Raw genomic sequence first — 24018 nt, 5'->3', positions numbered from 1 at the left:
GCCCGATCTGGTCACGCTGAGGAGTGTCACCATGCCGTATCCGTGCTCCTGTTCGACTTCGGCCACCGGTCGGTGGCCTCGGGTGGGGGTGCGGTCCGCGTCCGGTCCGGCTCGTCGGAGTCGGCCGTTCGCGGGGAGCTGAGTGCGGCCAGGGCCTCGCTGCGATCCGGTTGGGGTCGGGACGTGGGAGCGTCGGTGGACGCTGAGGTGTCGGTGCGCCCGGCGGCGGTGACCACCGCGGCCAGCCCGGTGGTCAGCGGCACGGCGGCGATCAGACCGAGGGTGGCGACCGCGCTGCGGACGATCTCCTGCGCCAGGAACTCACTGGTCAGGATCTGCCCGATCGGCCGCGCGTCGGCGGTGAGCAGGAGCAGCAGGGGCAGTGACGCGCCCGCGTACGCCAGCACGATGGTGTTGACAGTGGAGGCGATGTGCGCGCGGCCGACCCGGGTGGCGGCGCGGTAGAGCTGCAACCGGGTCAGCCCGGGGTTGGCGTTCGCCAGTTCGGTGACGGTGGCCGCCTGGGTGACCGTCACGTCGTCGAGCACCCCGAGGGACCCGATGATGATTCCGGCCAGCAGCAGACCGTGCAGGTCCACGTCGCCCTGGAACATCGACAGTGTGGTGGCGTCCTCGCTGCCGAAGCCGGTGAGATGGGTCGCGGCCGTGGCGATGGTGGCGAGCACGCCGGTCAGAACCAGGCTGCCCAGGGTGCCGAGCACCGCTACCGAGGTCTGTGCGGTGACCCCGTGGGTCAGGTAGAGCACCACGAACATGATCAGAGCCGCGCCGACCACCGCCACCAGCAGCGGCGACCTGCCGGCGCTGATGCCCGGCAGCACGAAGGTGAGCAGGATGGCGAAGCTGGCGGCCAGCCCGGCGAGCGCGGCCAGACCTCGCCACCGACCGAACGCGACGATCGCGGCCGCGAAGATCACCGCCAGCCACACCATCGGGGTGCCGCGTTGGTGCTCGGCGATGTTCCAGTTGCTGGTGGTGGGGTCGACCGGGTCGGCCAGCTCGACCAGGACGACCTCGTCGCCGACCTCGACCCGGGGCGCGCCCGGCCCGTCCGGCACCGGAGTCCGTACCTGCTGGCCGGCGGTCGGCCCGTCGTCCACCCGGACGTCGACAGTGCCGCACCGCCCGTCGCCGACCCTCGGGGTCCCCTCGGGGACCGACGGCACCGGCGGGCACGGCTCGCTCACCACCCGGGTGACGGTGCCGGGGTAGCGCGGCACGTCCGCGCCACCATCGGTCTGCGGCGATCCGCCGCGCGGCCAGAGCAGCGCCGCGGCCAGCACGGTGGCGACGAAGAGGGGCACCACAGTCACGACGAGGATCCGTCGCACCCTCGGTGGGGCGGACGGAGCGGAGTGTGTGTGGTTGGCGGCCAAGGTGGGACTCCCAACGATCCGGTGCGGGGTACGGGTCAGCGGGCCGGGCGGTTCACCGTTTCGGCGGAAACGCGGCGGACGGCGGGGCGGATCGCTGCCTGACGACCCCTTGATCACGGACGGTCAGTGCTGGGCCGGGGGCGACGCCACGTCGAAGCGGCGCTGGTACCCGACTGTGCAGCGGCATACGGAGGGCCATCGGGGAGATGCTAGCCAGCCCACCTGGGGGTCGCGGGTCGTGTCGGGTGTCGGGTGGCCGATCCGGCCGCGTGGCGCTCGCCGGGCCGGCATGTTGGAGCCATGCCCGCTGCACCACCGCCGGACCCCGGCCACCCGCAACCCACCAGATCCGTGCCGCACGACAAGCACGGGCACGACGAGCGCCCCGTGCACGACAAGCACGCCGGGCACGATCCGGCGATGTTCCGCCGTCGGTTCTGGGTGTGCCTGGTGTTGACCGTCCCGGTGGTGCTGACGAGTCATCTCGTGTCGGGTCGGCTGGGCCTGAGCGGGGACGTCGTCCCCGCTCGGGCCTGGGTGGGCCCGGTGCTCGGCTCGGTGGTGTTCTGGTGGGGCGGTTGGCCGTTCCTGGTCGGTGCGGTTCGGGAGGTCCGGGACCGGGCGCCCGGGATGATGCTGCTGGTCGCGATGGCGATCACCGTCGCGTACGCCGCGTCCCTGGCGACCAGCGTCGGCGTCTTCGACCTGGACTTCTGGTGGGAGTTGGCCGCGCTGGTCACCATCATGCTGCTCGGGCACTGGCAGGAGATGAAGGCCATCGGGCAGGCCCGGGGAGCGCTGGCGGCGCTGGCCGCGCTGTTGCCGGACGAGGCCGAACGGGTGACGGCGGAGGGCCGGGTCGAGGCCGTGCCGGTGACCGGACTGCGGATCGGCGACGTGGTGCTGGTCCGGCCGGGAGGTCGGGTGCCGGCGGACGGCCGGGTCGTCGAGGGCGACGCCGAGCTGGACGAGTCGATGATCACCGGGGAGTCGCGGCCGGTCGCCCGGTCGACCGGCGACCGGGTGGTGGCCGGCACCGTCGCCACCGACTCGGCTATCCGGGTGCGCGTCGAGGCGGTGGGTGAGCAGACCGCGCTCGCCGGCATCCAGCGGATGGTCGCCCAGGCCCAGGCCTCCGGTGGACGGGCCGAACTGTTGGCCGACCGGTTCGCCGCCGCGCTGTTCTACCTGGCCACCGGCACCGCCGTGCTGACCGTGCTGGTCTGGACCGCGCTCGGTCAGCCCGACGAGGCGGTGGTCCGCGCGGTCACCGTCCTGGTGATCGCCTGCCCGCACGCGCTGGGTCTCGCCATCCCGCTGGTCGTCGCGCTCTCCACCGCGCTCGCCGCGCGGTCCGGGATCCTGGTCAAGGACCGGCTGGCCCTGGAGCGGATGCGGACCGTCGGCGCGGTGCTCTTCGACAAGACCGGCACGCTGACCCGGGGCGAGCACGGGGTGACCGACCTGGCGACGGCGTCCGGCGTCGAGCGCGACGAGGTGCTGCGGATCGCGGCCGGTGTCGAGTCGGAGAGCGAACATCCGTTGGCCCGGGCGATAGTGGCGGCGGCCGGCCGCGCCGGCCCGGCCCGGGCAGCCGGGTTCCGGTCGCTGCCGGGCCGCGGTGTGAAGGCGACAATCGACGGTACGGAGTACGCGGTGGGCGGGCCGGCGTTGCTGCGTGAGCTGGGCCTTTCGCTCCCGGCGGAGCTGGAGGCCGCGACCGGGCGGTGGTCGGCGCGGGGTGCCGCGGTGTTGCACCTGGTGCGGCTGCCCGACGCCGTGCTCGGCGCGTTCGCGCTGACCGACGAGGTGCGTCCGGAGGCCCGGCGCGCTGTCGACGAGTTGCGTGCCGAGGGTGTCCGGACCATCGCCATGATCACCGGTGACGCCCGGCCGGTGGCCGAGGCGGTCGCCGCCGACCTCGGCTTCCGGCCCGGCGTCGACGAGGTCTTCGCCGAGGTGCTGCCGGCCGAGAAGGACGATCGGGTGGCCGAGCTCCAGCGGCGGGGGTTGGTGGTGGTGATGGTCGGTGACGGGGTGAACGACGCGCCGGCGCTGGCCCGGGCGGACGTGGGCATCGCGATCGGCGCGGGCACCGATGTGGCCATCGAGTCCGCCGGGGTGGTGCTGGCATCCTCGGACCCGCGTGGGGTGGAGGCCGTGGTCCGGCTGTCGCGGGCGTCGTACCGGAAGATGCGGCAGAACCTGGCCTGGGCGGCCGGCTACAACGTGGTGGCGCTGCCGCTGGCCGCCGGGGCGCTGGCCTGGGCGGGTGTGGCGCTGAGCCCGGCGGTGGCCGCGGTGCTGATGTCGGCGTCGACGATCGTGGTGGCGCTCAACGCGCAGTTGCTGCGCCGGGTCCGTCTCGATCCCGCGCCGGACTGAGCGCGGTCAGCCGCGCTTCATGAGCCGGCCGACCGCCGCCATCATCTCGGTGGCCATCTCGTCGGCCCGACCCTCGGCGGCACCCTCGTGCAGGCAGTGCCGGGCGTGCCCGTCGAGCAGCCCGAGGGCCACCTTGTCGAGGGCGGCCTGGATGGCGGAGATCTGGGTCAGCACGTCGATGCAGTACCGGTCGTCGTCGACCATCTTTTCGATGCCGCGGACCTGCCCCTCGACGCGGCGGAGCCGCGCGAGCAGCTGGTCCTTGCTGGCGGTGTATCCGCGGATCGGGGTGGGTGCGGTCATGCCGACCAGGATAGCGTACCCCCAGGGGGTATGGTACGGTCGATTCTGTTGACATACCCCCACCGGGTACCGGTACCACGAAGGGAACGATCCAATGGTCGACACGACGTACCAGGTGCAGGGCATGACCTGCGGGCACTGCGTCAGCGCGGTGAGCGCCGAGGTCGGTGCCATCGAGGGTGTGCGGGACGTGCAGGTCGACCTCGCCGCCGGCCGGGTCACCGTCAGCAGCGACCAGCCGCTGGACACCGCCGTCGTCCGGGCCGCCGTCGACGAGGCCGGTTACGACCTCGTCGACGCGTGATCGGCGGGCCGGCGTGCGTACCGTGACGAAACTGGCCGGGTTCGCCGTCGGCCTGGCGGCCGTCTTCGGCGCCGCCTACGGGGTCGGCCGGGTCGTCGACCCCGCCCCGGTCGCCGAGAGCCGGCACGACGAGGTCGCCACCACCCCGACGGCGGGCGAGCGGGGCGGGTCGGGCGATCGGCTGCCCGGCGGGTTGCTCGTCTCCGACAGTGGCTACACCCTCGAACCGGTGGACGCCCCGGCCGGCGGGTTCGCCTTCCGGATCGCCGGCCCGGACGGCCGACCGGTCACCCGGTACGACGTGGCGCACGACAAGCAGATGCACCTGATCGTCGCCCGTCGGGACCTCTCCGGCTTCCGCCACGTCCACCCCGAGCTGGCCCCGGACGGCACCTGGCGGGTCGACACCCCGCTGGCCGGCCCCGGGCAGTGGCGGGCGTTCGCCGACTTCACCCCGACCGGGGGCGAGCCGCTGACCCTGGGCGTGGACGTGACAGTCCCCGGCGAGCTGACCGAGCGGCCGTTGCCCGCCCCGACGACCAGCACCACGGTCGACGGCTACACCGTCACCCTCACCGGTGCGCCGCAGCCCGGCCGGACATCGTCGCTGACCCTGACCGTCAGCCGGGACGGGCAGCCGGTCACCGACCTGGAGCCCTACCTGGGCGCGTACGGGCACCTGGTGGCACTGCGGCGGGGTGATCTCGCCTACCTGCACGTGCACCCGGACGGCACACCCGGCGACGGGCGCACCCGGCCCGGTCCGGCCGTCACCTTCCTCGCCGAGGTGCCCTCGGCCGGCAGCTACCGGCTCTACCTCGACTTCCGACACGGCGGGAAGGTGCACACCGCCGAGTTCACAGTGATCGCCGGCGCCGCCCCGACCGGAGACACCCCCACCCCGAGCGGGCCCGCGCCGACCGGCGGGGCCGACCACGGCACCCCCGGGCACGGACACGACTGACGGGACCAGACGATGACCACCACCAGCAGACCGCTGCCCGAGGCGCCGAACCGGATCGAACTGGCTATCGGCGGGATGACCTGCGCCGCGTGCGCCGCCCGCATCGAAAAGAAGCTCAACCGGATGGACGGGGTGAGCGCCACCGTCAACTACGCCACCGAGAAGGCGACGGTCCGGTACGCCGACGGCGTCACGCCGGACGACCTGATCGGGACCGTGCAGAAGACCGGCTACACCGCGGCGTTGCCGGCCCCGCCCAGCGCGGAACCCCCGGTGGACCCGTTGCGGGGTCCGCGTACCCGGCTCTGGGTGTCGGTGGCCCTGAGCGTGCCGGTGGTCCTGCTGGCGATGGTCCCGGCCTGGCAGTTCGACTACTGGCAGTGGCTGTCGCTGACCCTGGCCGCCCCGGTGGTGGTCTGGGGCGGGCTGCCGTTCCACCGGGCCGCCTGGACCAACCTGCGGCACGGCGCGGCCACCATGGACACACTGGTCTCGCTCGGCACGGTGGCCGCGTTCGGCTGGTCGCTCTGGGCGCTCTTCCTCGGTGACGCGGGGATGCCCGGAATGACGCACCCGTTCCGCTTCGACATCGCCCGCAGCGACGGCGCCGGCAACATCTACCTGGAGGCGGCCGCCGGGGTCACCGTGTTCATCCTGGCCGGTCGCTACTTCGAGGCCCGGTCCAAGCGCACCGCCGGTGCCGCCCTACGCGCCCTGCTCGATCTCGGCGCCAAGGACGTGACGGTGCTGCGTGACGGCGTGGAGACCCTGATCCCGGTGGACCGGCTCGCCGTCGGTGACCGGTTCGTGGTCCGCCCCGGGGAGAAGATCGCCACCGACGGGGTGGTCGACGAAGGCACCTCCGCCGTCGACGCGAGCATGCTCACCGGTGAGTCAGTGCCGGTCGAGGTCGCCCCGGGTGACGGCGTGGTCGGCGCGACGATCAACGCGGGCGGGCGGCTGATCGTCACCGCCACCCGGGTCGGCGCGGACACCCAGCTCGCCCGGATGGCCGACCTGGTGGAACAGGCGCAGAGCGGCAAGGCGGCGGTGCAGCGGCTGGCGGACCGGATCTCCGGGGTCTTCGTGCCGATCGTCATCACCCTCGCCGTCGGCACGCTCGGCTGGTGGCTCGGCACCGGGGCCGGCCCGACCGCGGCGTTCACCGCCGCCGTGGCCGTGCTGATCATTGCCTGTCCGTGCGCGCTCGGCCTGGCCACCCCGACCGCGCTGCTGGTCGGCACCGGTCGGGGCGCCCAGCTCGGCGTGCTGATCAAGGGCCCGGAGGTGCTGGAGTCGACCCGTCGGGTGGACACCGTGGTGCTCGACAAGACCGGCACCGTGACGACCGGCCGGATGACAGTGCTGGACGTGGTGCCGGCGAGCGGCGTGGACCGGGCCGAACTGCTCCGGCTCGCCGGGGCGGTGGAGGCCGCCTCCGAGCACCCGATCGCCCGTGCGGTCGCGGTCGCTGCCACCGAGGCGGGCGCGTTGCCCCCGGTGACGGCCTTCGGCAACCTCGAAGGGCTGGGGGTGAGCGGCACCGTCGACGGGCGGGCCGTGCTGGTCGGCCGGGTCCGGCTGCTGCGCGAGCGTGAGATCGACGTACCCCCGGAGGTCGAGTGGGCGGTGCGTGACGCCGAGGCCGCCGGCCGTACGCCGATCGTCGCCGGCTGGGACGGCCGGGCCCGGGGCGTGCTCACCGTCGCCGACGTGGTCCGGCCGACCAGCCGGGCGGCGGTGGCCCGGCTGCGCGGGCTGGGGTTGACTCCGATCCTGTTGACCGGGGACAACGCCACTGTGGCTCGCGCGGTCGCCGCCGAGGTGGGCGTCGACGAGGTGATCTCCGAGGTGCTGCCGGCCGGGAAGGTCGACGTGGTCAAGCGGCTCCAGGCCGAGGGGCGGTCGGTGGCGATGGTCGGTGACGGGGTCAACGACGCCCCGGCGCTGGCCCAGGCCGACCTGGGGCTGGCCATGGGCACCGGCGCCGACGTGGCGATCGAGGCGGCCGACCTCACCCTCGTCCGGGGCGACCTGGACGCCGCGGTGGACGCCATCCGGTTGTCCCGCCGCACGCTCGGCATCATCCGGGGCAACCTGTTCTGGGCGTTCGGCTACAACGTGGCGGCCCTGCCGTTGGCCGCCGCCGGGCTGCTCAACCCGATGATCGCCGGTGCCACGATGGCGCTGTCCTCGGTCTTCGTGGTGGCCAACAGCCTGCGCCTGCGTGGCTTCCGGTCGGCCGCCGCCGATCTGTGACGACGGTAATGGTTGGACCGGGTTTGGCGGGGGTACCTCTGTTGTCGTAGCGACGCTTGCAATGGAGGTTGGCAATGGGATTCGACGACAAGATCAACAACGCCACCGAGGACGCGACCGGCAAGCTGAAGGAAGGCGCCGGTCGGGCCACCGACAACGAGCAGCTGGAGGCGGAGGGTCGCGCTGACCAGTCCACCGCCAAGCTCAAGCAGGCGGGCGAGAAGATCAAGGACGCCTTCAAGAGCTGACGTACGACGTAACCCGCACGCCGGGCCGGTGATCATCACCGGCCCGGCGTGCTGTGTCTCCGGCCTCTTTCGCCGACCCTGAGATCCCCCTGATTCCGCTCTCCGCCCGCACCGCGGTGCGGCGACACCTGCTAACTTCCCTTGGCATGTGCAAGGGCTGGTTATGAGCACCGCCTCACCGCCGACCGGCGACGACCTGGTCCGGGTGCTGGCCACCCTGGCCAACCCGCACCGGCTGCGGGTCGTCGCCGCGCTGGCCCGCGAGCGTGCGTACGTCAGCGGGCTGGCCCGGCAACTGGGCATCAGCCGGGCGCTGTTGCAGGTCCACCTACGGAAGCTGGCGGCGGCCGGGCTGGTCACCGCCCGCCTGGAGTTGTCGGAGGACGGGAAGGCCATGAACTACTACGAGGTGGAGCCGTTCGTGCTCACACTCACCCCCGCGGTCATCGCGGCGGCGGTCGAGACGCTGACCGTGCCCGACTCGGGCGAGCAACCGGGAGCGCAGCGATGAGCGAACACGACTGGACCGAGGTGGTCGGCGCGATCGGCATCTTCGCCTTCCTCATCAGCGTGGTCACGGTGACCGTCGTGCAACTCGCCAAGACCCGTCGGGCCCGGTACGAGGCGGACCGGGCGGACGACTACCGCCAACTCGCCGAGACGGCCGCCCAGGTCCAGGCGGAGAACGCCCGACTGCTCGCGGCGATGGACGGCCGGCTGGGTGGGATGGAGACCCGGATGACCACGCTCGAACGCGTTCTGCGCGAGGTCGACTGACCCGGCGGACGAGAGGCCCCGGGCCGTCGAGCGGCTACTCGACGGCCCGGGTGGAAGCAGCATCACCTCGCCCAGTGGGCGAGTTTCACCGGCAACGCTCCTTCGAGGAGAGGACAGCACCTCATGCTGCGCGTACGCAAATCCGCGGTCGGCTGGGCCGTCGCCCTGGCCCTGACGGCCGCCGGCCTGACCCCGGCGAGCCCGGCCGCCGCCCGACCACAGCCCGCCCCGGCGATCGACTGGCGGCCCTGCGCCACCGACACCAGCGCCGAGTGCGGCACCCTGTCGCTGCCGGTGGACTGGAACCGACCCGGGGGTGAGCGCTTCGACCTGTCGCTGGCCCGCCGGGTCGCCGACCCGGCGACTCGGAAAGGCGCGCTGGTCTTCGGCCCCGGCGGGCCGGGCGACAGCGGGGTCGACCGGGTGGTGAACGGCAGCTCCCGATTCAGCGCCGACCTGCGGGCCCGGTTCGACATCGTCAGCTTCGACCCGCGCGGCACCGGCGGCAGTCACCCGGTGGTCTGTGCCCGGGACCTGCTCGCCCGGCAACCGCAACTGATCGCCGACCAGGCACAGTTCGACGCCACACTCGCCAACAACGCGCTGCTGCGCGCCGACTGCCGGGCCCGCACCGGGGCGCTCTACGACCACGTCGACACCACCAGCGCCGCCCGCGACCTGGACGCGGTCCGCGCCGCGCTCGGTGAGAGGCAGTTGACCTTCCACGGCAGCTCGTACGGCACCCTGCTCGGGCAGCGGTACGCCGAGCTGTACCCCGATCGGGTTCGGGCCATGGTGCTGGAGGCCACGATGGACCACAGCCTCGGCACCCGCGCCTTCCTGGACACCCAGGCCGCCACCGCGGAGGGGGCGTTCGACGAGTTCGCCGCCTGGTGTGAACGGTCCACGACCTGCGCCCTGCACGGCCGGGACCTCCGGTCGATCTGGGCCGGGCTGCACGTGCGGGCCGAGCGCGGCCTGCTGACCGACCCGAAGCGCCCCGGGGTGGTGCTGACCCCGTTCGAGTTGAGCCGGCTCACCCACAGGGAGTTCTACGACACCTGGCGGTGGCCGGGCCTGGCCGAGTGGCTGGGCACGATGGACGCCGCCGCCGCCCTGCGAAGCGCCGGCCTGTCGACCGGCGACGCCGTGGCGCCGTACCCCTTCGCGGTCTTCTGTCAGGACTGGAGCCTGCCGGTCCGCGACTACCGGGAGTACGCCGGACATCTGCGCCGCGCGGCCCGGCTCGCGCCGGACCTGCGCTACCCGCCGGCGCTCTTTGCCCTGGTCACCTGCCTGGGCACCCCGACGCCGGTGGCCAACCCGCAGCATCGGCTACGGGTTCACACCGACGTGCCACTGCTGCTCGCCGCCACAGTTCACGACCCGGCCACGGGCTACGACTGGGCGCGCAACGTGGCGCGACAGTTGGGCCGGCACGGTGCGGTGCTCACCTACCAGGGGTGGGGGCACGGCAGCTACAGCAGCAGCCCGTGCGTGCAACGAGCCGTCGACTCGTACCTGACCGATCGGGTGGTGCCCGCCCGGGGTGCCAGCTGCCCGGCCATCGAACCCGAGGTGTGACCGCCGCTGCCGGCCGCCGGCCGCCCGGCGGCCGGCAGCGCTGCGCTCACCGGCGTCGGGTGGCGCGGACGACCACGTCGTACAGCGGTGCCTCCCGGCCCGGCACCGTGCGGCGGTGCTCCTCGGCGGTGACGATCTCCCAGGTGCTGCCGTCCAGGCCGGCGGTGATGTCGGCGAGGGTGACCGACGCCTCGTCCGGCGGGTGGTGCCCCGACCCGTGCCCGTGCTCCGACCCGTGCCCGTGCTCCGGCCCGTGCCCGTGCTCCGGCCCGTGCCCGTGCTCCGGCGCGGCGGCTTGCGAGGTGTGCAGGTGCCCGACGATCAGCAGGGTCCCGCCGGGTGCCACCCATCCGGCGATGCGGTCGTAGAAGGCCAACTGCGGCATCGCGGGGTGCGCGTAGTGCGTCGTGACCAGGTCGAACCGTGCCTCCGGGGCCCAGGCCGTCAGGTCCGCCTCCACCCACCGCACGCGCTCGGACACCCCGCTCTCCGTTGCGCGTTCGGCGGCTCGGGCGAGCGCGAGGGGTGCGATGTCGACAGCGGTGACCTGCCAGCCGTGGGCGGCGAGCGAGATCGCCTCGGCGCCCGCGCCGCACCCGGCGTCCAGCGCCGAGCCCGGCACCAGAGCGCCGATCTCCCGGGCCAGGTACGGGTGCGCGGGACTCGTGCTCATCGCGCCGGGGCGGTCGTGGTGCGCCTGGCGCCAGTGCCGTTCCCAGTAGTCCTTGTCGAACTCGTGCTGCTCGGTCATCTGTGCCTGCTCCTTCGCGCGTCGCCAACGACTGTGACCGGCGACCGGCCGATGCGCAAAGATTGTTGCCAGAACGGCAAGATGTGTGGCTCAGCCCTGCCCGGTCAGGCGGGCCGCCCGCACCTCCAGGTAGCGCTGCTCGGGCCGGCTCGTGGTGCCCCGCGCCGCCACCAGGTACGCCTCCCGCGCCGCACCGACCTCCCCGGCCAGCTCCAACAGGTGAGCCCGGACGGCGGCCAGCCGGTGGTGCCCGGCCGTGCGTTCGTCGGCGTCCAGCGGCGTGAGCAGGGCGAGCCCGGCCCGGGGCCCGTCGACCATGGCCACCGCCACCGCCTGGTTGAGGGCGACCATCGGGTTCGGCGCGACCCGGGCCAGCAGTCGGTAGAGCGCGACGATCTGCCGCCAGTCCGTCTCCGCCGCCGTCGACGCCTCGGCGTGCACAGCGGCGATGGCCGCCTGGAGCTGGTACGGGCCGGGCGGCGACCAGGTCAGCGCCTCGATGATCAGCGCCACCCCCTCCGCGATGGCGGCGGCGTCCCACCGGGAACGGTCCTGCTCCGCCAGCGGCACCAACTCCCCGTCCGGCCCCACCCGGGCCGCCCGGTGCGCGTCGGTCAGCAGCATCAGCGCCAGCAGCCCGGTCACCTCGCCGTCGTCGGGCAGCAGCCCGCGCAGGATGCGAGTCAGCCGGATCGCCTCGCCGGTCAGCTCGGCCCGGCGCAGGTCCGGGCCGCTGGACGCGGTGTAGCCCTCGTTGAAGATCAGGTAGAGCACCCGCAGCACCGTGCCCAGCCGCTCGCCCCGCTCGGCCGGACCGGGCATCGTGAACCGCGCCCCGGCAGCCTCGATCCGCTGCTTGGCCCGTCGAATCCGTTGACTCATCGTCGCCTCGGGCACCAGGTGCGCCCGGGCGATCTGGGCGGTGCTGAGACCGCCGACCGCGCGCAGGGTGAGCGCCACCTGCGCCGAGCCGGGCAGCGCCGGGTGGCAGCACAGGAACAGCAGCGTGAGGGTGTCGTCGTCGGCCGAAACGGTGGGCTCCGCGTCCGCAGCGGGCACCACCCCGGCGTACGCCGGCTCACGCCGCGCCACCGCCACCTCGCGGTCCCGGCGCGCGCTCTCGCTGCGCCACTCGTCGGTGAGCCGGCGGGTGGCGACGGTGAGCAGCCAGGCGCGCGGGTTGTCCGGTACGCCCTGTCCGGGCCACTGCGTCGCGGCGGCCAGCAGCGCCTCCTGGACCGCGTCCTCGCACCTGTCGAACTGTCCGTGTCGACGGACCAGCAGGCCGAGGACCTGCGGCGCGAACGTGCGCAGCAGATCCTCGACCGTCCGGTCCCCGGTCACATCTCCGTCCCGGCCTCATCCATGATCGGACGGACCTCCATCGCGCCGCCGTAGCGGACGTCCGGCCAACGGGCCGCGATCTCGGCCGCCCGTTGCGGGCTGTCGCAGTCCACGGCCAGGTAGCCGGCGAACTGCTCCTTGCTCTCCATGAACGGGCCGTCGAGCACCTCGGGGCTGCCGTCCATGAGCCGGACCGTCAACGTCTGCGACGGATTGGCCAACGCCTGGCCGCCAATCAGCTCGCCGGTCTCGGTCAGCTCCTTCATGATCTCGTCGACCTCACCGAAGAGGGCGGTGCGCTCCTGCTCGCTCAGATCCTCGGTGAAGCCGGGCCGGTTCCAGATCAGCAGCATGTACTTCACGGCGATTGCTCCTCAGGCTCTGGTCGCACCCCGATCGGGGCGCGACTCACCGGAGGGTCGGAGCCGATCCCCCGATCCCTACCGCGTACCGCAGAAAATCGCAGAAACATCCTCCGGGGGCGTTCCCACGCCGGACGGCTCAGCGCGGATCGGGTCGGCCGGGCACCTGCCGGGGTTTCCGGGCGCCGCCCACGTCCAGCGAGGCCCGGTCGGCGGCCGAGGTGCCGGACGACCAGCCCTCGGCGTCGCGCACGCTGAGCCGGTGCCGGGTGACGCCGGGAAAGAGCGTGTCCAACCGCTCCCGGACCGCCTCGCCCCGCGCCGCGAGCACCGGCAACAGCCGTTCCGTCCCGGCCGCCGCCTGATCCGCCGCGGTGGTCGCCGCCTCGGTGGCCGTGCGCAGCCGCTCGCCGATCCGCAGCGCGAACGCGTTGAGGAAGGACTCGTCCCAGACCTTCGTCCGCCGCCCCGACCCCGACCGGCGCTCGACACGGCCACGCAGCATCGCCGCCGTGGCCTGGACCAGCAGCGACGTGTAGAGCAACTCGACCGCCACCAGATCGGCCGGCCAGCCCAGCACCGTGGCGAAGCCCAGATCGTCGGACCAGACCGCCTCGCACCGGTTCGCCGCCGCCACCTCCTGCACCAGCAGCGCCTTCGCGCCCGCGTACGGGGTGTCGGTGCTCAGCCGTACCCCGCCGGGCAGGTCCCCGCGCTCGGTCCCGGCCGCCAGCAGCGCCTCGTCGATGCTGTGTCGGGCGATCAACTCCTGGGCCTTTGCCGTCAGCGCCTCCGCCTCCGCCGGGAAGGTCGTCGACTCGGCCTTCGCCAGCAGCGCCCGTACCCGATCCAGCATCGGCGAACCGCTGCGAGCCGTGCCCGCCGTGCGGGTCGGTGCCGCGCCGTTCGTGCCCGGCGGCGGACGCAGCACCGCGATCGGCGGCAGACTCTCCACCAGCGCGAGAGCGTCCACTGCCGTGCGGAGCGCGTCGGCCCGGTCCAGCCCCTCCCGGCTGGCCCAACCGGCCACCACGCTGCCGTCGGCACCGCCCTCGGCGGCCCCCAGCCCGCGTAACTGGTCGTCCCACCAGGCCGGGACCGGCTCGGCCTGGTCGCGTCGCTGCGCGGCCATGGCGGCACGGACCAGCCGCGCCGCGCGGCCGTCGAGCCGTCGACCGGTGATCCGGTCCACGTCGACCGGTTGCCAACCGCGCGGCCAGAGCCGACCCAGTCCGCGGACCAGGCGACGCAGCAGAGCGGCGTCCACCGCCGTGCTGCCGTCCGCGGCGCCGGTGCCGACCATCAGGTGGTCCAGCTGCCGTTCGGCCTGCCGTACGTCGGTGCCGCGCACCGCCGCGAGCGCGTTGGCGACGAGTTCGTCCGCGTCCGGCACGGGCACCTCCCTCTCAGGATCTGGCTGTCGTTGCCCCTCCAGGCTGCATGATCATGCCGGGCGGGGTCCGGGAGTCGCGAAACGGGGACATCGCCGGCCGCTCGGCTTTGATCAACAAGGCTTCCCGGAAGTCGCGGCGGACCCCGTGGCCGGACACCCCGGTTTCCCGAAACTCGTGTCGATCACGTCCCGCGTGGGCGTGCCTCGTCGGCTTCGGTGACGTGGTTCGTCCGTTCCGGAGTAATTTGAGGCCAGCCGAACGTGGAAGTGAGGTGCGTGGTGACCGATCTGCGTCTGCCAGGTCCACGCGCCGCCGACGTTCGTTCCTCGACCCTCGTCGGCGTCCTGATCGGCATCGCGATCATGGCCGCGGTGGACGAGATCGTCTTTCACCAACTCCTCGCCTGGCACCACTTCTACGACCGCTCCACCCCATCGGTGGCGCTGCTCTCGGACGGGCTGCTGCACGCCGCCGAGGTGATCGCCCTGGTCGGCGGGTTCTTCTGGTTCGCCGACCTGCGTCGACGGCGTGCCCTGTCGAGCCGGCTCGCCTGGGGTGGCTTCCTGCTCGGCGCCGGAGGATTCCAGCTCTTCGACGGGCTCGTCGACCACAAGGTGCTGCGGCTGCACCAGATCCGCTACGGCGTACACCTGGTGCCGTACGACGTGGTCTGGAACGTGGCCGGCGCGGTGCTGCTGCTGGCCGGCGTGGCCGTCCTGTGGCGGGCCCGTTCCCGCCGGCCCGACGCCGGCCCCCGATGACGGCGGTCGGGCCGCTGGCGCACGCCGGACACGGTGCTGCCGGGCCGACCTGGTTCCCGCTGGCCCCGGTCGCGTTGTTGGCGGTCGGTTACGTGCTGGCCGCCATCCGGGACCCTCGGGGTTGGGACCACCGGCGCACCGCCTCCTGGCTGGTCGGCTGCACCCTGCTGGCGGTCGCCGTCGGGCCGCTCGCCCAACGTCCCGACAACCCGAGCGGGCACATGGCGCAGCACCTGCTGCTCGGCATGCTGGCCCCGCTGGGGCTGGTGCTCGCCGCCCCGGTGACGCTGCTGCTGCGGATCGCGCCGCCGCCGGTACGCCGAGCGGTCGGCCGGCTGCTGCGCGCCCGCCTGCTACATCTGCTCGCCCATCCGGCCACCGCCGCGCTGCTGACCACCGGCGGGTTGGCGTTGGTGCTGCTCACCCCGCTGTACGCGGCGGCCGAACGGCAACCGGCCCTGCATCACGCCGTGCACCTGCACTACCTGGCCGCCGGGTACCTCTTCGCCTGGTCGTTGGCCGGACCGGACCCGGCGCCGCGTCGCCCCGGGCTGGCGGTTCGGGTCGTCGCGCTGCTGGCCGCGTCGGCCGGCCACGCCGTGCTGGCCAAGCACCTGTACGCCCAGGCCGAAACCCTCCCACCCGGCCTCACCGACCGCGACCCGGAAGCGTTCCGCTCGGCCGCCCAACTCATGTACTACGGCGGCGACCTGGCCGAGCTGCTCCTGGCCGCAGCCCTCTTCGCCACCTGGTACCACGCCCGTCGCCCCCACCCCCACCCGTCCCCAAGGCCGTCCCCCCACCCGTCCCCACCTCCGTTGATCAAGAGGTTTGCGTCACCGGACGGCGATTCCCTGACACAAACCTCTTGATCAGCTCGAAGGCGGGGTTGCCAGTGCGGCGGAGAGCCGGCGGAAGAACGAGCGGATCTCGTCCTCACCGTGGTGCGTCTCCGCCTGGTCGTTCAGCGGGCCCGAGTAGCGCAGCGCCTGGTCCAGCGCGTCACGCGTCTCCATTCGGTCACCTGGGTAGAGCCCGGTGGTCACCCCGTCGACGACCCGGGTCACCACCGAGTCGTCGAGCACCCGATCGAACTGGACCCCGTAGAGGATCCCGTTCACGTGACCCTTCCAACTGTCCGTACCCATGCTCGTCGACTCCCCTAGAAGATCTGGCTGCCGTCCCAGGCAAGGATCGGAACCCCGCCCACGCCGTTGCGCTTGAACTCGGCGTCGAGATTGGCCATGTGGCTCACGTCGGGCTGGTAATGACCGCTGCGCGCCGTGGCGTACTGGACCCTACCGTCCTTGACGACCAGCTCGCCCGCTGCGGCGACCGGCTGCCCGTTGCCCAGTGTGGAGTGGTGGAAATCGCCGACCTTCTGGTAGTTGGACGCGTAGAGGTTGCCGTTCCGGTCCATCACGAAGATCGCCTGACCGTTTCCGCTGAACACGGTCTGAGCGCTCGACGTGTCGAACGGTTCGCCACTTTTGGCGCTGCGCAACATGCCGTTGCTGTCGAAGAAGACCCGGTGCTGTTCGAGCTCCTCTGGACTGAGCCGGCGCACCGCCGTCGGAAAGTGCCCTCCGGGCAGGTGCTCGTTGCGGTACTTGTCGAGCATCGGCTTGGTGTTGTGGTAGCGCGGGGAGGTGTGCGGGCCGGGCACAGCGGGTCGTCCCGGGCCACCCGGCTTTGCGCCCTTGCGGTTGAAACGGCGTAGCAGCGTCTTCGCACGCTTCAACAACCGCGGAACGATCTCCTTGACGACCCGCTCGACGATCTCCTTGATGATCCGCTGGATCGCCATCCGGGCAAGGCCGATCGATACGGGGATCGAGGCCAACGAGGAGCCGAGGCTGGGTGCCGCTGCTGCCAACGCGATCGCTACCTGAACCACCAGAATCGTCAGCTGGACGATGACGAGGATCTTCTGGGTCAGGGTGATGATGGCCATCACCAGCAACGCCATGCCGATCAGCTCGGCAGCCTGCGCGCCGTCCTCCATCCGGCGCGGTGCACCCTCCTCGTCCTGCCACGCCTGCTCGAACGCGCGGACGTCGTCCCCGCTGTTCGTCATCCCGACCTTCGCCGCGCCCGCCTCCGCCTCCCCGACGGCTGTGCGGAGCCGGCCGGCGAACGCGAACCACAGTTGGGACGCCTGGAAAAGCAACTCCTCGTCGGCGGCCGGCCAGGTGAACCCGACCCATCCCAGGGCCTCGGCGAGTTCAGGAGGAAGCTGCATACCCACTGGGCAGCTCCATCCTCGTGAAGAGCTCGGTGTTCGCGATCTCGGTCGCCTCGTGGGCGTCGGCACCGGCGTCGAGGTTCCCGGCGGCCTCCGACAACTGGTCGGCCATCGATCGGTAGACGTCGAGCGCGTGGGTCAGGACTTCCACGTACGCGGCGCCGAAGAGCGAACCCGCCTCGTCGTCGCCCCACGGGTTACCCGCCCCGTTGACAGTCGACTCGAGGCTGGCGATCTCCGCGCCGAGTTGCTGGCCGGTTGTCGCGAGCGCCGCCGCCGCGCCGTGGAGAGCGTCGAGGTCGACCTGGATCCCGTCGGACATGACTCAGCGCTGGCCGGTCCGGCGGGTGACGACGTCCAGGTCGCCGATCATCTGCTGAAAACCCCGGAACGCGTCTTCCGAGACACGTTCGAGCTGCTTGGCGAGGGCCACGGTGTCGACGTGAGCGGCCGCCGTCAGCTGGGCTCTGCGGGCCCGCTCGTCGGCCTGCGCTGCTTGGACCGCCTCCAGGACGTACTCGGCGATGGCACCGGTGCCACCCCGGGACAGGCTCGGGTCGATCACCAGGGCCTGCAGCGCGCCGAAGGCGGAGACTTCCGCCTCGACGAGACCATTCCCGCCGGTGCCCCGCCCCGTGATCTGGTCGACGGCGGGTGCGGCACTGTCATCCTGCGCGTCGGCGTCGTCCGGCTGCGCCGTGGCCGAACCCGGAACCTGGCTCAGCAGGCGCATGGCGTCTTCGAGTGAGCGGCTGAGGCCGGCCGGGTCGATTCCGCTCGCCATGCTCGTCCCCTTTGGTCTGCCAGTTCACGATCAGGACGACGGTATCAACGTGACACCCGTGGAGGTGCCCCGAGGATTCCTCTGTGGATCGACCCTGCCGCCGACCGCCGGGCTCACCGCCAGGCGGTGAGGATCTCCTGGATGGGTAGGACGTCCTGCTCCGGATCGGGTGCCGGGGTCGGCCGCGCGGTCGGGGTGCGGTCGAAGCGGGGCGCGGGGGCCGGCTGGATCTCGCCGCCCACCTCGACGAACGTGCCCCGGGCCGCGTTGTGCGGGTGCCGGTGCGCCTCGCCCGGGGCGAGCACCGGGGCGACGCAGGCGTCCAGGTCGGCGAAGACCGCCGTCCACTCGTCCCGGGTGCGCTCGGCGAACCGTTCGGTGAACCGGCGGCGCAGGTCGTTCCAGCCGCTCGGGTCGTACTGGGCGGGCAGGTCCGGGTCGTCGGCGAGGCCGAGACCGGTGAGCAGTACGGCGTAGAAGGCCGGCTCCATCGCGCCGACCGCCATGAATCCACCGTCGGCGGTGGCGTACGTGTCGTAGAACGGGGCCCCGCCGTCGAACATGTTGCCCCCGCGCGGGGCGGCCCACAGGCCGGCGCCGAGCAGCCCGTGCAGGAACGAGGTGAGCAGCGCCGAGCCGTCCACCATCGCCGCGTCGACCACCTGGCCGAAGCCGGAGCGTTCCCGCTCCAGCAGCGCGGCCAGCACCCCGACGGCGAGCAGCATCCCGCCGCCGCCGAAGTCGCCGAGCAGGTTCATCGGCGCGTACGGGCGTTCGCCGGCCCGCCCGAGCGGCTCCAACGCCCCGGCCACCGCGATGTAGTCGATGTCGTGCCCGGCGCGGGCTGCCAGCGGGCCGTCCTGACCCCAGCCGGTCATCCGCGCGTACACCAGTCGGGGGTTGCGGGCCTGGCACACCTCCGGCCCGATGCCGAGCCGCTCGGCCACCCCCGGCCGGTACGCCTCGACCAGCACGTCCGCGCGATCGGTGAGGCGCAGCAGGTCCGCCACCCCGGCCGGGGACTTCAGGTCCAGCGTGGTGACCCGCCGGCCGCGTTGCAACGGCCCGCTGGTCGGTGCGGCCAGCCGGCCCGCTCCCGGTGCGCCCGGCCGGTCCACCCGCACCACGTCCGCGCCGAGGTCGGCGAGCACCATGCAGCCGAACGGCGCCGGGGCGAGGCTGGCCAGCTCGACCACGCGCACCCCGGCCAGCGGCCCGCCGCGCGCCGCCATCACGCGACGTCAGCCGGTTCGGCCCGCAGGGCGGCGAGCCGGTCGACCAGGTCGGGTGGGGGCGTGAACCGGTCGCCGTAGCTGGCGGCCAGCTCGGTGGCACGGGCCGCGAAGCCGGCCGGGCCGCCCGCGTACTGCCGGACGTAGCGGATCACCCCGCCCGTCCACGCCGGGAAGCCGATGCCGAAGATCGAGCCGATGTTGGCGTCCGTCTCGGTGCGCAGCACCCCCTCGTCGAGGCAGCGCAGCGCGTCCAGCGCCTCGGCGAAGAGCATCCGCTCCTGAAGGTCGGTGAACGGCACCGCCCGACCCGCGTCGGTGATCAGGTCGGCCAGCCCGGACCACAGCCGGCCCCGGGCACCCTCGTCGTAGGAGTAGAAGCCGCGTCCGGCGGCGCGCCCCGGCCGGTCGTACGCGTCGACCAGCTCGTCCACCAGGCGGTGCGCGGGCAGCGGGCGGAACTCCTCGCTGGCCGCCTCGAACTGGCGGCGGATCCGTTGGATCAGCGTGAGACTGACCTCGTCGGCCAGCGCCAGCGGCCCGGTCGGGTAGCCGGCCTGGAGGGCGGCCTGCTCCACCGATGCGGCGGGGACACCCTCGGCGACCATGCCGACCGCCTCGTCGATGAACCTGCCGATCACCCGGCTGGTGAAGAAGCCCCGACCGTCGTTGACCACGATCGGGGTCTTGCCGATCCGCCGGCCCAGGTCGAATGCCCGCGCCAGCGCCACGTCCCCGGTCTGCTCGCCCACCACGATCTCCAGCAGCGGCATCCGGTCCACCGGCGAGAAGAAGTGCATGCCGATGAAGTCCGCCGGCCGGTCCACGCCGCCGGCCAGGCCGGTGATCGGCAGGGTCGAGGTGTTGGAGGCGAGCAGCGCGTCGGGTGCCAGGACGGGCAGCACCTCGGCGAAGACCTGCTGCTTCAGCGCCGGATCCTCGAAAACCGCCTCGATGACCGCGTCGCAGCCGGCGAGGGCGTCGACCTGGTCGGTCGTGCTGATCTGGTCCAGGACGGCGCGGGCGTCCGCCTCGGTCGTGCGGCCCTTGCGTACCGCGCGGGCCAGTAGGCGCTCGGCGTGTTCGCGGGCCCGGCCGGCGGCCTCCGGCGTGACGTCCTTGACCACGACGTCCAGCCCGGCGCTGGCGCAGGCGTACGCGATGCCCGCGCCCATCATGCCGGCCCCGAGCACCCCCACCCGGCGTACCGGTGGGGCGTCCACACCGGTCGGTCGGGCCGCGCCACCGTTGACGGCCTTCAGGTCGAAGAAGAACGCACCGATCATGTTCTTGGCGACCTGCCCGGTGAGCAGCCCGATCAGGTGGCGGGTCTCCACGGTCAGGGCGGTCTCCAGGTCGACCTGTGCGCCCTCGACGGCGGCGGCGAGGATCGCCTCGGGCGCGGGTAGCCGGGCACCCTTGAGCTGCTTGCGCAGCGTTGCCGGGAAGGCGGGCAGTTGTGCGGCCAGCGAGCGGCTGGCCGGGGTGCCGCCGGGCATCCGGTAGTCCGGCCGGTCCCACGGCTGCGCCGGGCGCGGGTTCGCCGCGATCCAGGCCCGTGCCCGGTCCAGCAGTTCGGTGGGCGTGGCGACCACCTCGTCGACCAGCCCGACCGACAGCGCCTCGGTCGGGCGCATCCGCCGGCCGGTGAGCAGCACGGTGGTCAGCGCGCCGGCCAGGCCGAGCATCCGCACGGTCCGGGTGACGCCGCCCGCGCCGGGCAGCAGGCCCAGGGTCACCTCGGGCAGCCCGAGCCGGCTGCCGGGCGTGTCCAGCGCGATCCGGTGGTGGCAGGCGAGCGCGATCTCCAGGCCACCGCCGAGCGCGGAGCCGTTGACCGCGGCGACCACCGGTCGGCCCAGCGTCTCCAGCCGGCGCAGGTCCCGTTTGATGGTGCCGAGCAGGTCGGCCAGATCGGGCGCGTCGGCACGGGTCGCCCGGATCATCTCAGGCAGGTCGCCGCCGGCGAAGAAGGTCGACTTCGCGCTGGTCACGATGACGCCGACGAGATCGGGCTCGGCCTCCAGCCGGTCCAGCACCGCGCCCATCGAGGCGACGTACGCCCGGTTCATGGTGTTGGCGGACTGGGTGGGGTCGTCCAGGGTGAGCGTGACGATGCCGTCGGCGCCGCGGTCGTACCGGATGGTGTGGGTCATGGTCGTCCTCCGGGTCAGCAGCGCTCGAGAACGGTGGCGACGCCCATGCCGCCGCCGATGCACAGGGTCACCACGGCCCGGCGCAGGTCGCGGCGCTCCAACTCGTCCAACGCCGTACCGAGCAGCATCGCTCCGGTCGCGCCGAGCGGATGGCCGAGCGCGATCGCGCCGCCGTTGACGTTCACCCGGTCCGGGTCCAAGCCCAGGTCACGGACGTACTTGAGCACCACCGCGGCGAACGCCTCGTTGATCTCGAACAGGTCGATGTCGTCGAGGGTCAGCCCGGCCACGGCGAGAGCCTTCCGGGTGGCCGGGATCGGGCCGGTCAACATCAGCGTCGGGTCCGCGCCGGTGACCGCCGCGCCGACGATCCGGGCGCGCGCGGTGAGACCGAGATCCCGACCAACCTGCTCCGAACCGATCAGCGCCAGCGCCGCGCCGTCCACGATGCCGGACGAGTTGCCCGCGTGGTGGACGTGCTCGATGGCCTCCAGCCAGTGGAACTTCTGCAACGCGACCGCGTCGAAGCCGGCCGCCTCACCCATCGTGGCGAACGACGGGGTGAGCGTGGCCAGCGCCTCCCGGGTGGTCTCCGGGCGCGGGTGCTCGTCGACGGTCAGGATGTCCAGCCCGTTGCCGTCGCGGACCGGCACCACCGACCGGGTGAAGTACCCGCCGGCCCACGCCTTGGCGGCCCGCTCCTGCGACCGCAGCGCGTAGCCGTCCACGTCGTCGCGGGTGAAGCCCTCCAGGGTGGCGATCAGGTCCGCGCTGACGCCCTGCGGCACGAACGACGTGGCCAGCGCGGTCTGCGGATCGGTGGCCCAGGCAGCCCCGTCGGAGCCCATCGGCACCCGGGACATCGACTCGACCCCACCGGCCAGCAGCAGGTGCTCCCAACCGGAGCGGATCCGCGCGGCGGCCGAGTTGACCGCCTCCAACCCGGAGGCGCAGAACCTGTTGAGCTGCACCCCGCCGACCTGGTCCGGCAACCCGGCCAGCAACGCGGCCGCCCGGGCCAGGTCGCCGCCCTGCTCGCCGACCGGGGTCACGATGCCGAGCAGCAGATCCTCCAACCGGCCCACGTCCAGGCCGGGGTTGCGCTCCCGCAACGCGTCGATCAGGCCGACCACCAGGGAGATCGGCTTGACCCCGTGCAGCGCGCCGCTGTCCCGGCCGCGTCCGCGCGGGGTGCGGACCGCGTCATAGACGTACGCCTCAGAGAGCACGAGCGATCAACTCCTTCATGATCTCGTTGGTGCCGCCGTAGATCTTCTGGACGCGGGCGTCGGCGTACATCCGGGCGATCGGATACTCCGTCGTGTAGCCGTAGCCGCCGAAGAGCTGGAGGCACCTGTCGACGACCTCGCACTGCCCGTCGGTGAGCCATGACTTCGCCATCGCCGCGGTGGCCACGTCCAGGTCGCCACGGGTGTGTCGGACGATGCAGTCGTCCAGGAAGACGCGGCTGACCCGGGCCCGGGTGGCGCACTCGGCGAGCACCATCCGGGTGTTCTGGTGACCCATCAGCGGCTTGCCGAAGGCGGTGCGCTCCTTGGCGTACGCGATGGTCAGCGCGACCGCCCGTTCCATGGCGGCGACCGCGCCCACGCCGATGACCAGCCGTTCCTGCGGAAGCTGCTGCATGAGCTGAACGAAGCCCAGCCCTTCGGCGCCGCCGAGCAGGTGGGCCGCCGGCACCCGGAACTCGTCGAAGAACAACTCCGCCGTGTCGTTGGCGTGCAGGCCGATCTTGGACAGCAGCCGGCCTCGCCGGAAGCCCTCCGGGTCGCCGCCCACCTCGCAGACCAGCAGCGAGACGCCGGCCGCCCGCTGCTCAGGGTCGGTCTTCACGGCCACGATGACCAGGTCGGCCAGGCCGCCGTTGGTGATGAACGTCTTCGCACCGGTCAGCAGGTAGTCGTCGCCGTCGCGGACCGCCCGGGTGCGCATCGCCTGAAGATCGGAGCCGCCGTCCGGCTCGGTCATCGCGATGGCACCGACCAGTTCGCCGCTGCACAGGCCGGGCAGCCAGCGCCGCTTCTGCTCCTCGCTGCCGTACGCCGCCAGGTAGCCGGTGACGATGCCACTGTGGACGGCCAGGCCGAGACTGCTCTCCCCGGCGTACGCCTGTTCGTGCAGCAGCACCGCCTCGTGGGTGAACCCGCCGCCTCCACCGCCGTACTCCTCCGGGACCGACAGGCCGAGCAGCCCCAGCTCGCCGGCGCGCCGGTAGTGCTCGCGGTCCGGGTGGCCCTGCGCGAGGAGGCGCTCGGCGTGCGGCAGCACCTCCTTGCTGAAGAAGGTGCGGGCCAGCTCGGCCAGGTCGTCGTGCTCCGGTTCGCGCCAGGGCGAGGGGGGATGGTCGGGCGTCGACATGTGCACCACCCTCGCGTCCTGTTGGCAGCATGTCAATAAGTCGAGATCAACTGCCGAACCACTGTCGCCACGGCCCGTTCCACGCCGCGCGCCGCCCGCCCTCTAGTTCTAGATCTTGGACAGTTTCCGTTAGCCCCTAACGGAAACTGTCCAAGATCTCCCTGCACCGACTGAGGCTCCGAAGATCAAGTGATGAAAAGTAGGTCAGCACGGTCTTCCAGACCTACTTTTCATCACTTGATCTAGGTGTGAGCGCGATGTGGGCGAGGCGTCGGGCGGATGGTTCCGTCGACTTCGAGAGCCGGTCGACGGTCAGTGGCTGAGGGTGGCTACTCGGCTTCGTCGCCATCAGGGCGAGGATCGGCGGCTGACCACCGCGCTGCCGATAG

At 72.7% G+C, this 24018-nt stretch carries 24 protein-coding genes; 10 read left to right on the top strand and 14 right to left on the bottom strand.

Features of this window, described 5'->3' with window-relative positions:
* Window positions 1–26: 26 nt before the first annotated feature.
* The gene (locus tag AB0877_RS01385) at window positions 27–1397 is read right to left on the bottom strand and encodes a YibE/F family protein (RefSeq protein ID WP_366605611.1); all 1371 of its coding nucleotides are present in this window, start codon (window positions 1395–1397) and stop codon (window positions 27–29) included.
* Window positions 1398–1817: 420 nt separating this feature from the next.
* On the opposite strand from AB0877_RS01385, the gene AB0877_RS01380 reads away from it, so the two are divergent.
* A complete protein-coding gene (locus AB0877_RS01380; protein WP_366606160.1) occupies window positions 1818–3782 on the top strand; it encodes a copper-translocating P-type ATPase in 1965 nt (654 codons plus the stop codon).
* Window positions 3783–3788: 6 nt separating this feature from the next.
* Here the strand turns inward: AB0877_RS01380 and AB0877_RS01375 are convergent, their stop codons facing one another.
* Window positions 3789–4085, bottom strand: a complete 297-nt coding sequence (locus AB0877_RS01375) for a metal-sensitive transcriptional regulator (RefSeq protein ID WP_366605609.1) — start codon at window positions 4083–4085, stop codon at window positions 3789–3791.
* 94 nt (window positions 4086–4179) lie between these two features.
* On the opposite strand from AB0877_RS01375, the gene AB0877_RS01370 reads away from it, so the two are divergent.
* The 7 genes from AB0877_RS01370 (at window position 4180) to AB0877_RS01340 (ending at window position 10221) form a co-directional block, all read left to right on the top strand.
* A complete protein-coding gene (locus AB0877_RS01370; RefSeq protein WP_366605607.1) occupies window positions 4180–4389 on the top strand; it encodes a copper ion binding protein in 210 nt (69 codons plus the stop codon).
* A 13-nt stretch (window positions 4390–4402) separates the two neighbouring features.
* On the top strand, window positions 4403–5353 hold the full coding sequence (locus tag AB0877_RS01365) for a hypothetical protein (protein WP_366605606.1): 951 nt from the start codon (window positions 4403–4405) through the stop codon (window positions 5351–5353).
* Window positions 5354–5365: 12 nt separating this feature from the next.
* Complete coding sequence (locus AB0877_RS01360) at window positions 5366–7612, top strand: heavy metal translocating P-type ATPase (protein WP_366605604.1); 2247 nt, start codon at window positions 5366–5368, stop codon at window positions 7610–7612.
* A 74-nt stretch (window positions 7613–7686) separates the two neighbouring features.
* On the top strand, window positions 7687–7860 hold the full coding sequence (locus tag AB0877_RS01355; protein ID WP_036410891.1) for a CsbD family protein: 174 nt from the start codon (window positions 7687–7689) through the stop codon (window positions 7858–7860).
* Window positions 7861–8023: 163 nt separating this feature from the next.
* Complete coding sequence (locus tag AB0877_RS01350) at window positions 8024–8371, top strand: helix-turn-helix domain-containing protein (protein WP_285792822.1); 348 nt, start codon at window positions 8024–8026, stop codon at window positions 8369–8371.
* Window positions 8368–8637 (top strand): hypothetical protein, encoded by a 270-nt coding sequence (locus AB0877_RS01345; protein ID WP_366605602.1) that lies wholly within the window; start codon window positions 8368–8370, stop codon window positions 8635–8637. Before AB0877_RS01350 ends, AB0877_RS01345 begins: the two co-directional genes overlap by 4 nt.
* A 123-nt stretch (window positions 8638–8760) precedes the next feature.
* Entirely contained in the window at window positions 8761–10221 is a 1461-nt protein-coding gene (locus tag AB0877_RS01340) for an alpha/beta hydrolase (RefSeq protein ID WP_366605600.1), read from the top strand.
* A gap of 46 nt (window positions 10222–10267) precedes the next feature.
* Here the strand turns inward: AB0877_RS01340 and AB0877_RS01335 are convergent, their stop codons facing one another.
* From AB0877_RS01335 to AB0877_RS01320, 4 genes are all read right to left on the bottom strand, one after another.
* Window positions 10268–10972 (bottom strand): class I SAM-dependent methyltransferase, encoded by a 705-nt coding sequence (locus AB0877_RS01335; RefSeq protein ID WP_366605599.1) that lies wholly within the window; start codon window positions 10970–10972, stop codon window positions 10268–10270.
* Between the two features lie 90 nt (window positions 10973–11062).
* Window positions 11063–12316, bottom strand: coding sequence for a DUF6596 domain-containing protein (locus AB0877_RS01330; protein ID WP_366605597.1), 1254 nt, complete (start codon window positions 12314–12316; stop codon window positions 11063–11065).
* Window positions 12313–12669: a YciI family protein gene (locus AB0877_RS01325; protein WP_366606159.1), complete on the bottom strand. Its 357-nt coding sequence runs from the start codon at window positions 12667–12669 to the stop codon at window positions 12313–12315. Before AB0877_RS01325 ends, AB0877_RS01330 begins: the two co-directional genes overlap by 4 nt.
* 148 nt (window positions 12670–12817) lie before the next feature.
* Window positions 12818–14071 (bottom strand): DUF2786 domain-containing protein, encoded by a 1254-nt coding sequence (locus tag AB0877_RS01320; protein WP_366605596.1) that lies wholly within the window; start codon window positions 14069–14071, stop codon window positions 12818–12820.
* A 279-nt stretch (window positions 14072–14350) separates the two neighbouring features.
* Between AB0877_RS01320 and AB0877_RS01315 the strand changes: the two genes are divergently transcribed.
* Entirely contained in the window at window positions 14351–14833 is a 483-nt protein-coding gene (locus tag AB0877_RS01315) for a DUF2243 domain-containing protein (protein ID WP_366605595.1), read from the top strand.
* Window positions 14830–15705: a cytochrome c oxidase assembly protein gene (locus AB0877_RS01310; protein WP_366605593.1), complete on the top strand. Its 876-nt coding sequence runs from the start codon at window positions 14830–14832 to the stop codon at window positions 15703–15705. Before AB0877_RS01315 ends, AB0877_RS01310 begins: the two co-directional genes overlap by 4 nt.
* Here the strand turns inward: AB0877_RS01310 and AB0877_RS01305 are convergent, their stop codons facing one another.
* The 8 genes from AB0877_RS01305 to AB0877_RS01270 all read right to left on the bottom strand — a co-directional run bounded on the left by AB0877_RS01305 (window position 15706) and on the right by AB0877_RS01270 (window position 23629).
* Complete coding sequence (locus AB0877_RS01305) at window positions 15706–15981, bottom strand: hypothetical protein (protein WP_366605592.1); 276 nt, start codon at window positions 15979–15981, stop codon at window positions 15706–15708. It lies immediately after the preceding gene.
* 14 nt (window positions 15982–15995) lie between these two features.
* Entirely contained in the window at window positions 15996–17081 is a 1086-nt protein-coding gene (locus tag AB0877_RS01300; RefSeq protein WP_366605590.1) for a hypothetical protein, read from the bottom strand.
* A complete protein-coding gene (locus AB0877_RS01295; protein ID WP_366605589.1) occupies window positions 17059–17400 on the bottom strand; it encodes a hypothetical protein in 342 nt (113 codons plus the stop codon). The genes AB0877_RS01300 and AB0877_RS01295 overlap by 23 nt, the downstream gene beginning before the upstream one ends.
* A 3-nt stretch (window positions 17401–17403) precedes the next feature.
* Complete coding sequence (locus AB0877_RS01290; protein WP_366605587.1) at window positions 17404–17862, bottom strand: YbaB/EbfC family nucleoid-associated protein; 459 nt, start codon at window positions 17860–17862, stop codon at window positions 17404–17406.
* Between the two features lie 113 nt (window positions 17863–17975).
* Entirely contained in the window at window positions 17976–19094 is a 1119-nt protein-coding gene (locus AB0877_RS01285) for a CaiB/BaiF CoA-transferase family protein (protein ID WP_366605585.1), read from the bottom strand.
* Window positions 19094–21250 (bottom strand): 3-hydroxyacyl-CoA dehydrogenase NAD-binding domain-containing protein, encoded by a 2157-nt coding sequence (locus AB0877_RS01280; protein WP_366605584.1) that lies wholly within the window; start codon window positions 21248–21250, stop codon window positions 19094–19096. Before AB0877_RS01280 ends, AB0877_RS01285 begins: the two co-directional genes overlap by 1 nt.
* A gap of 14 nt (window positions 21251–21264) precedes the next feature.
* Complete coding sequence (locus tag AB0877_RS01275) at window positions 21265–22479, bottom strand: acetyl-CoA C-acetyltransferase (RefSeq protein WP_366605582.1); 1215 nt, start codon at window positions 22477–22479, stop codon at window positions 21265–21267.
* Window positions 22469–23629 carry an acyl-CoA dehydrogenase family protein gene (locus AB0877_RS01270; RefSeq protein ID WP_366605580.1) on the bottom strand — a complete coding sequence of 387 codons (1161 nt, stop codon included), beginning with the start codon at window positions 23627–23629 and terminating at the stop codon, window positions 22469–22471. The genes AB0877_RS01275 and AB0877_RS01270 overlap by 11 nt, the downstream gene beginning before the upstream one ends.
* Between the last annotated feature and the right edge of the window lie 389 nt (window positions 23630–24018).

Source organism: Micromonospora sp. NPDC047644, from assembly GCF_040704315.1.
Taxonomy (GTDB): Bacteria; Actinomycetota; Actinomycetes; order Mycobacteriales; family Micromonosporaceae; genus Micromonospora.
Note: the sequence above shows the minus strand (reverse complement) of the source record. Positions and strands in the feature narration are given on the sequence as shown.

What these genes read in the sequence shown, in the direction of transcription:
- AB0877_RS01305 (WP_366605592.1), bottom strand. Translation starts at nt 15,981, where the DNA reads ATGGGTACGGACAGTTGGAAGGGTCACGTGAACGGGATCCTCTACGGG.
- AB0877_RS01325 (WP_366606159.1), bottom strand. Translation starts at nt 12,669, where the DNA reads ATGCTGCTGATCTGGAACCGGCCCGGCTTCACCGAGGATCTGAGCGAG.
- AB0877_RS01375 (WP_366605609.1), bottom strand. Translation starts at nt 4,085, where the DNA reads ATGACCGCACCCACCCCGATCCGCGGATACACCGCCAGCAAGGACCAG.
- AB0877_RS01360 (WP_366605604.1), top strand. Translation starts at nt 5,366, where the DNA reads ATGACCACCACCAGCAGACCGCTGCCCGAGGCGCCGAACCGGATCGAA.
- AB0877_RS01285 (WP_366605585.1), bottom strand. Translation starts at nt 19,094, where the DNA reads ATGGCGGCGCGCGGCGGGCCGCTGGCCGGGGTGCGCGTGGTCGAGCTG.
- AB0877_RS01350 (WP_285792822.1), top strand. Translation starts at nt 8,024, where the DNA reads ATGAGCACCGCCTCACCGCCGACCGGCGACGACCTGGTCCGGGTGCTG.
- AB0877_RS01355 (WP_036410891.1), top strand. Translation starts at nt 7,687, where the DNA reads ATGGGATTCGACGACAAGATCAACAACGCCACCGAGGACGCGACCGGC.
- AB0877_RS01370 (WP_366605607.1), top strand. Translation starts at nt 4,180, where the DNA reads ATGGTCGACACGACGTACCAGGTGCAGGGCATGACCTGCGGGCACTGC.
- AB0877_RS01345 (WP_366605602.1), top strand. Translation starts at nt 8,368, where the DNA reads ATGAGCGAACACGACTGGACCGAGGTGGTCGGCGCGATCGGCATCTTC.
- AB0877_RS01290 (WP_366605587.1), bottom strand. Translation starts at nt 17,862, where the DNA reads ATGGCGAGCGGAATCGACCCGGCCGGCCTCAGCCGCTCACTCGAAGAC.
- AB0877_RS01280 (WP_366605584.1), bottom strand. Translation starts at nt 21,250, where the DNA reads ATGACCCACACCATCCGGTACGACCGCGGCGCCGACGGCATCGTCACG.
- AB0877_RS01380 (WP_366606160.1), top strand. Translation starts at nt 1,818, where the DNA reads ATGTTCCGCCGTCGGTTCTGGGTGTGCCTGGTGTTGACCGTCCCGGTG.
- AB0877_RS01335 (WP_366605599.1), bottom strand. Translation starts at nt 10,972, where the DNA reads ATGACCGAGCAGCACGAGTTCGACAAGGACTACTGGGAACGGCACTGG.
- AB0877_RS01270 (WP_366605580.1), bottom strand. Translation starts at nt 23,629, where the DNA reads ATGTCGACGCCCGACCATCCCCCCTCGCCCTGGCGCGAACCGGAGCAC.
- AB0877_RS01340 (WP_366605600.1), top strand. Translation starts at nt 8,761, where the DNA reads ATGCTGCGCGTACGCAAATCCGCGGTCGGCTGGGCCGTCGCCCTGGCC.
- AB0877_RS01310 (WP_366605593.1), top strand. Translation starts at nt 14,830, where the DNA reads ATGACGGCGGTCGGGCCGCTGGCGCACGCCGGACACGGTGCTGCCGGG.
- AB0877_RS01295 (WP_366605589.1), bottom strand. Translation starts at nt 17,400, where the DNA reads ATGTCCGACGGGATCCAGGTCGACCTCGACGCTCTCCACGGCGCGGCG.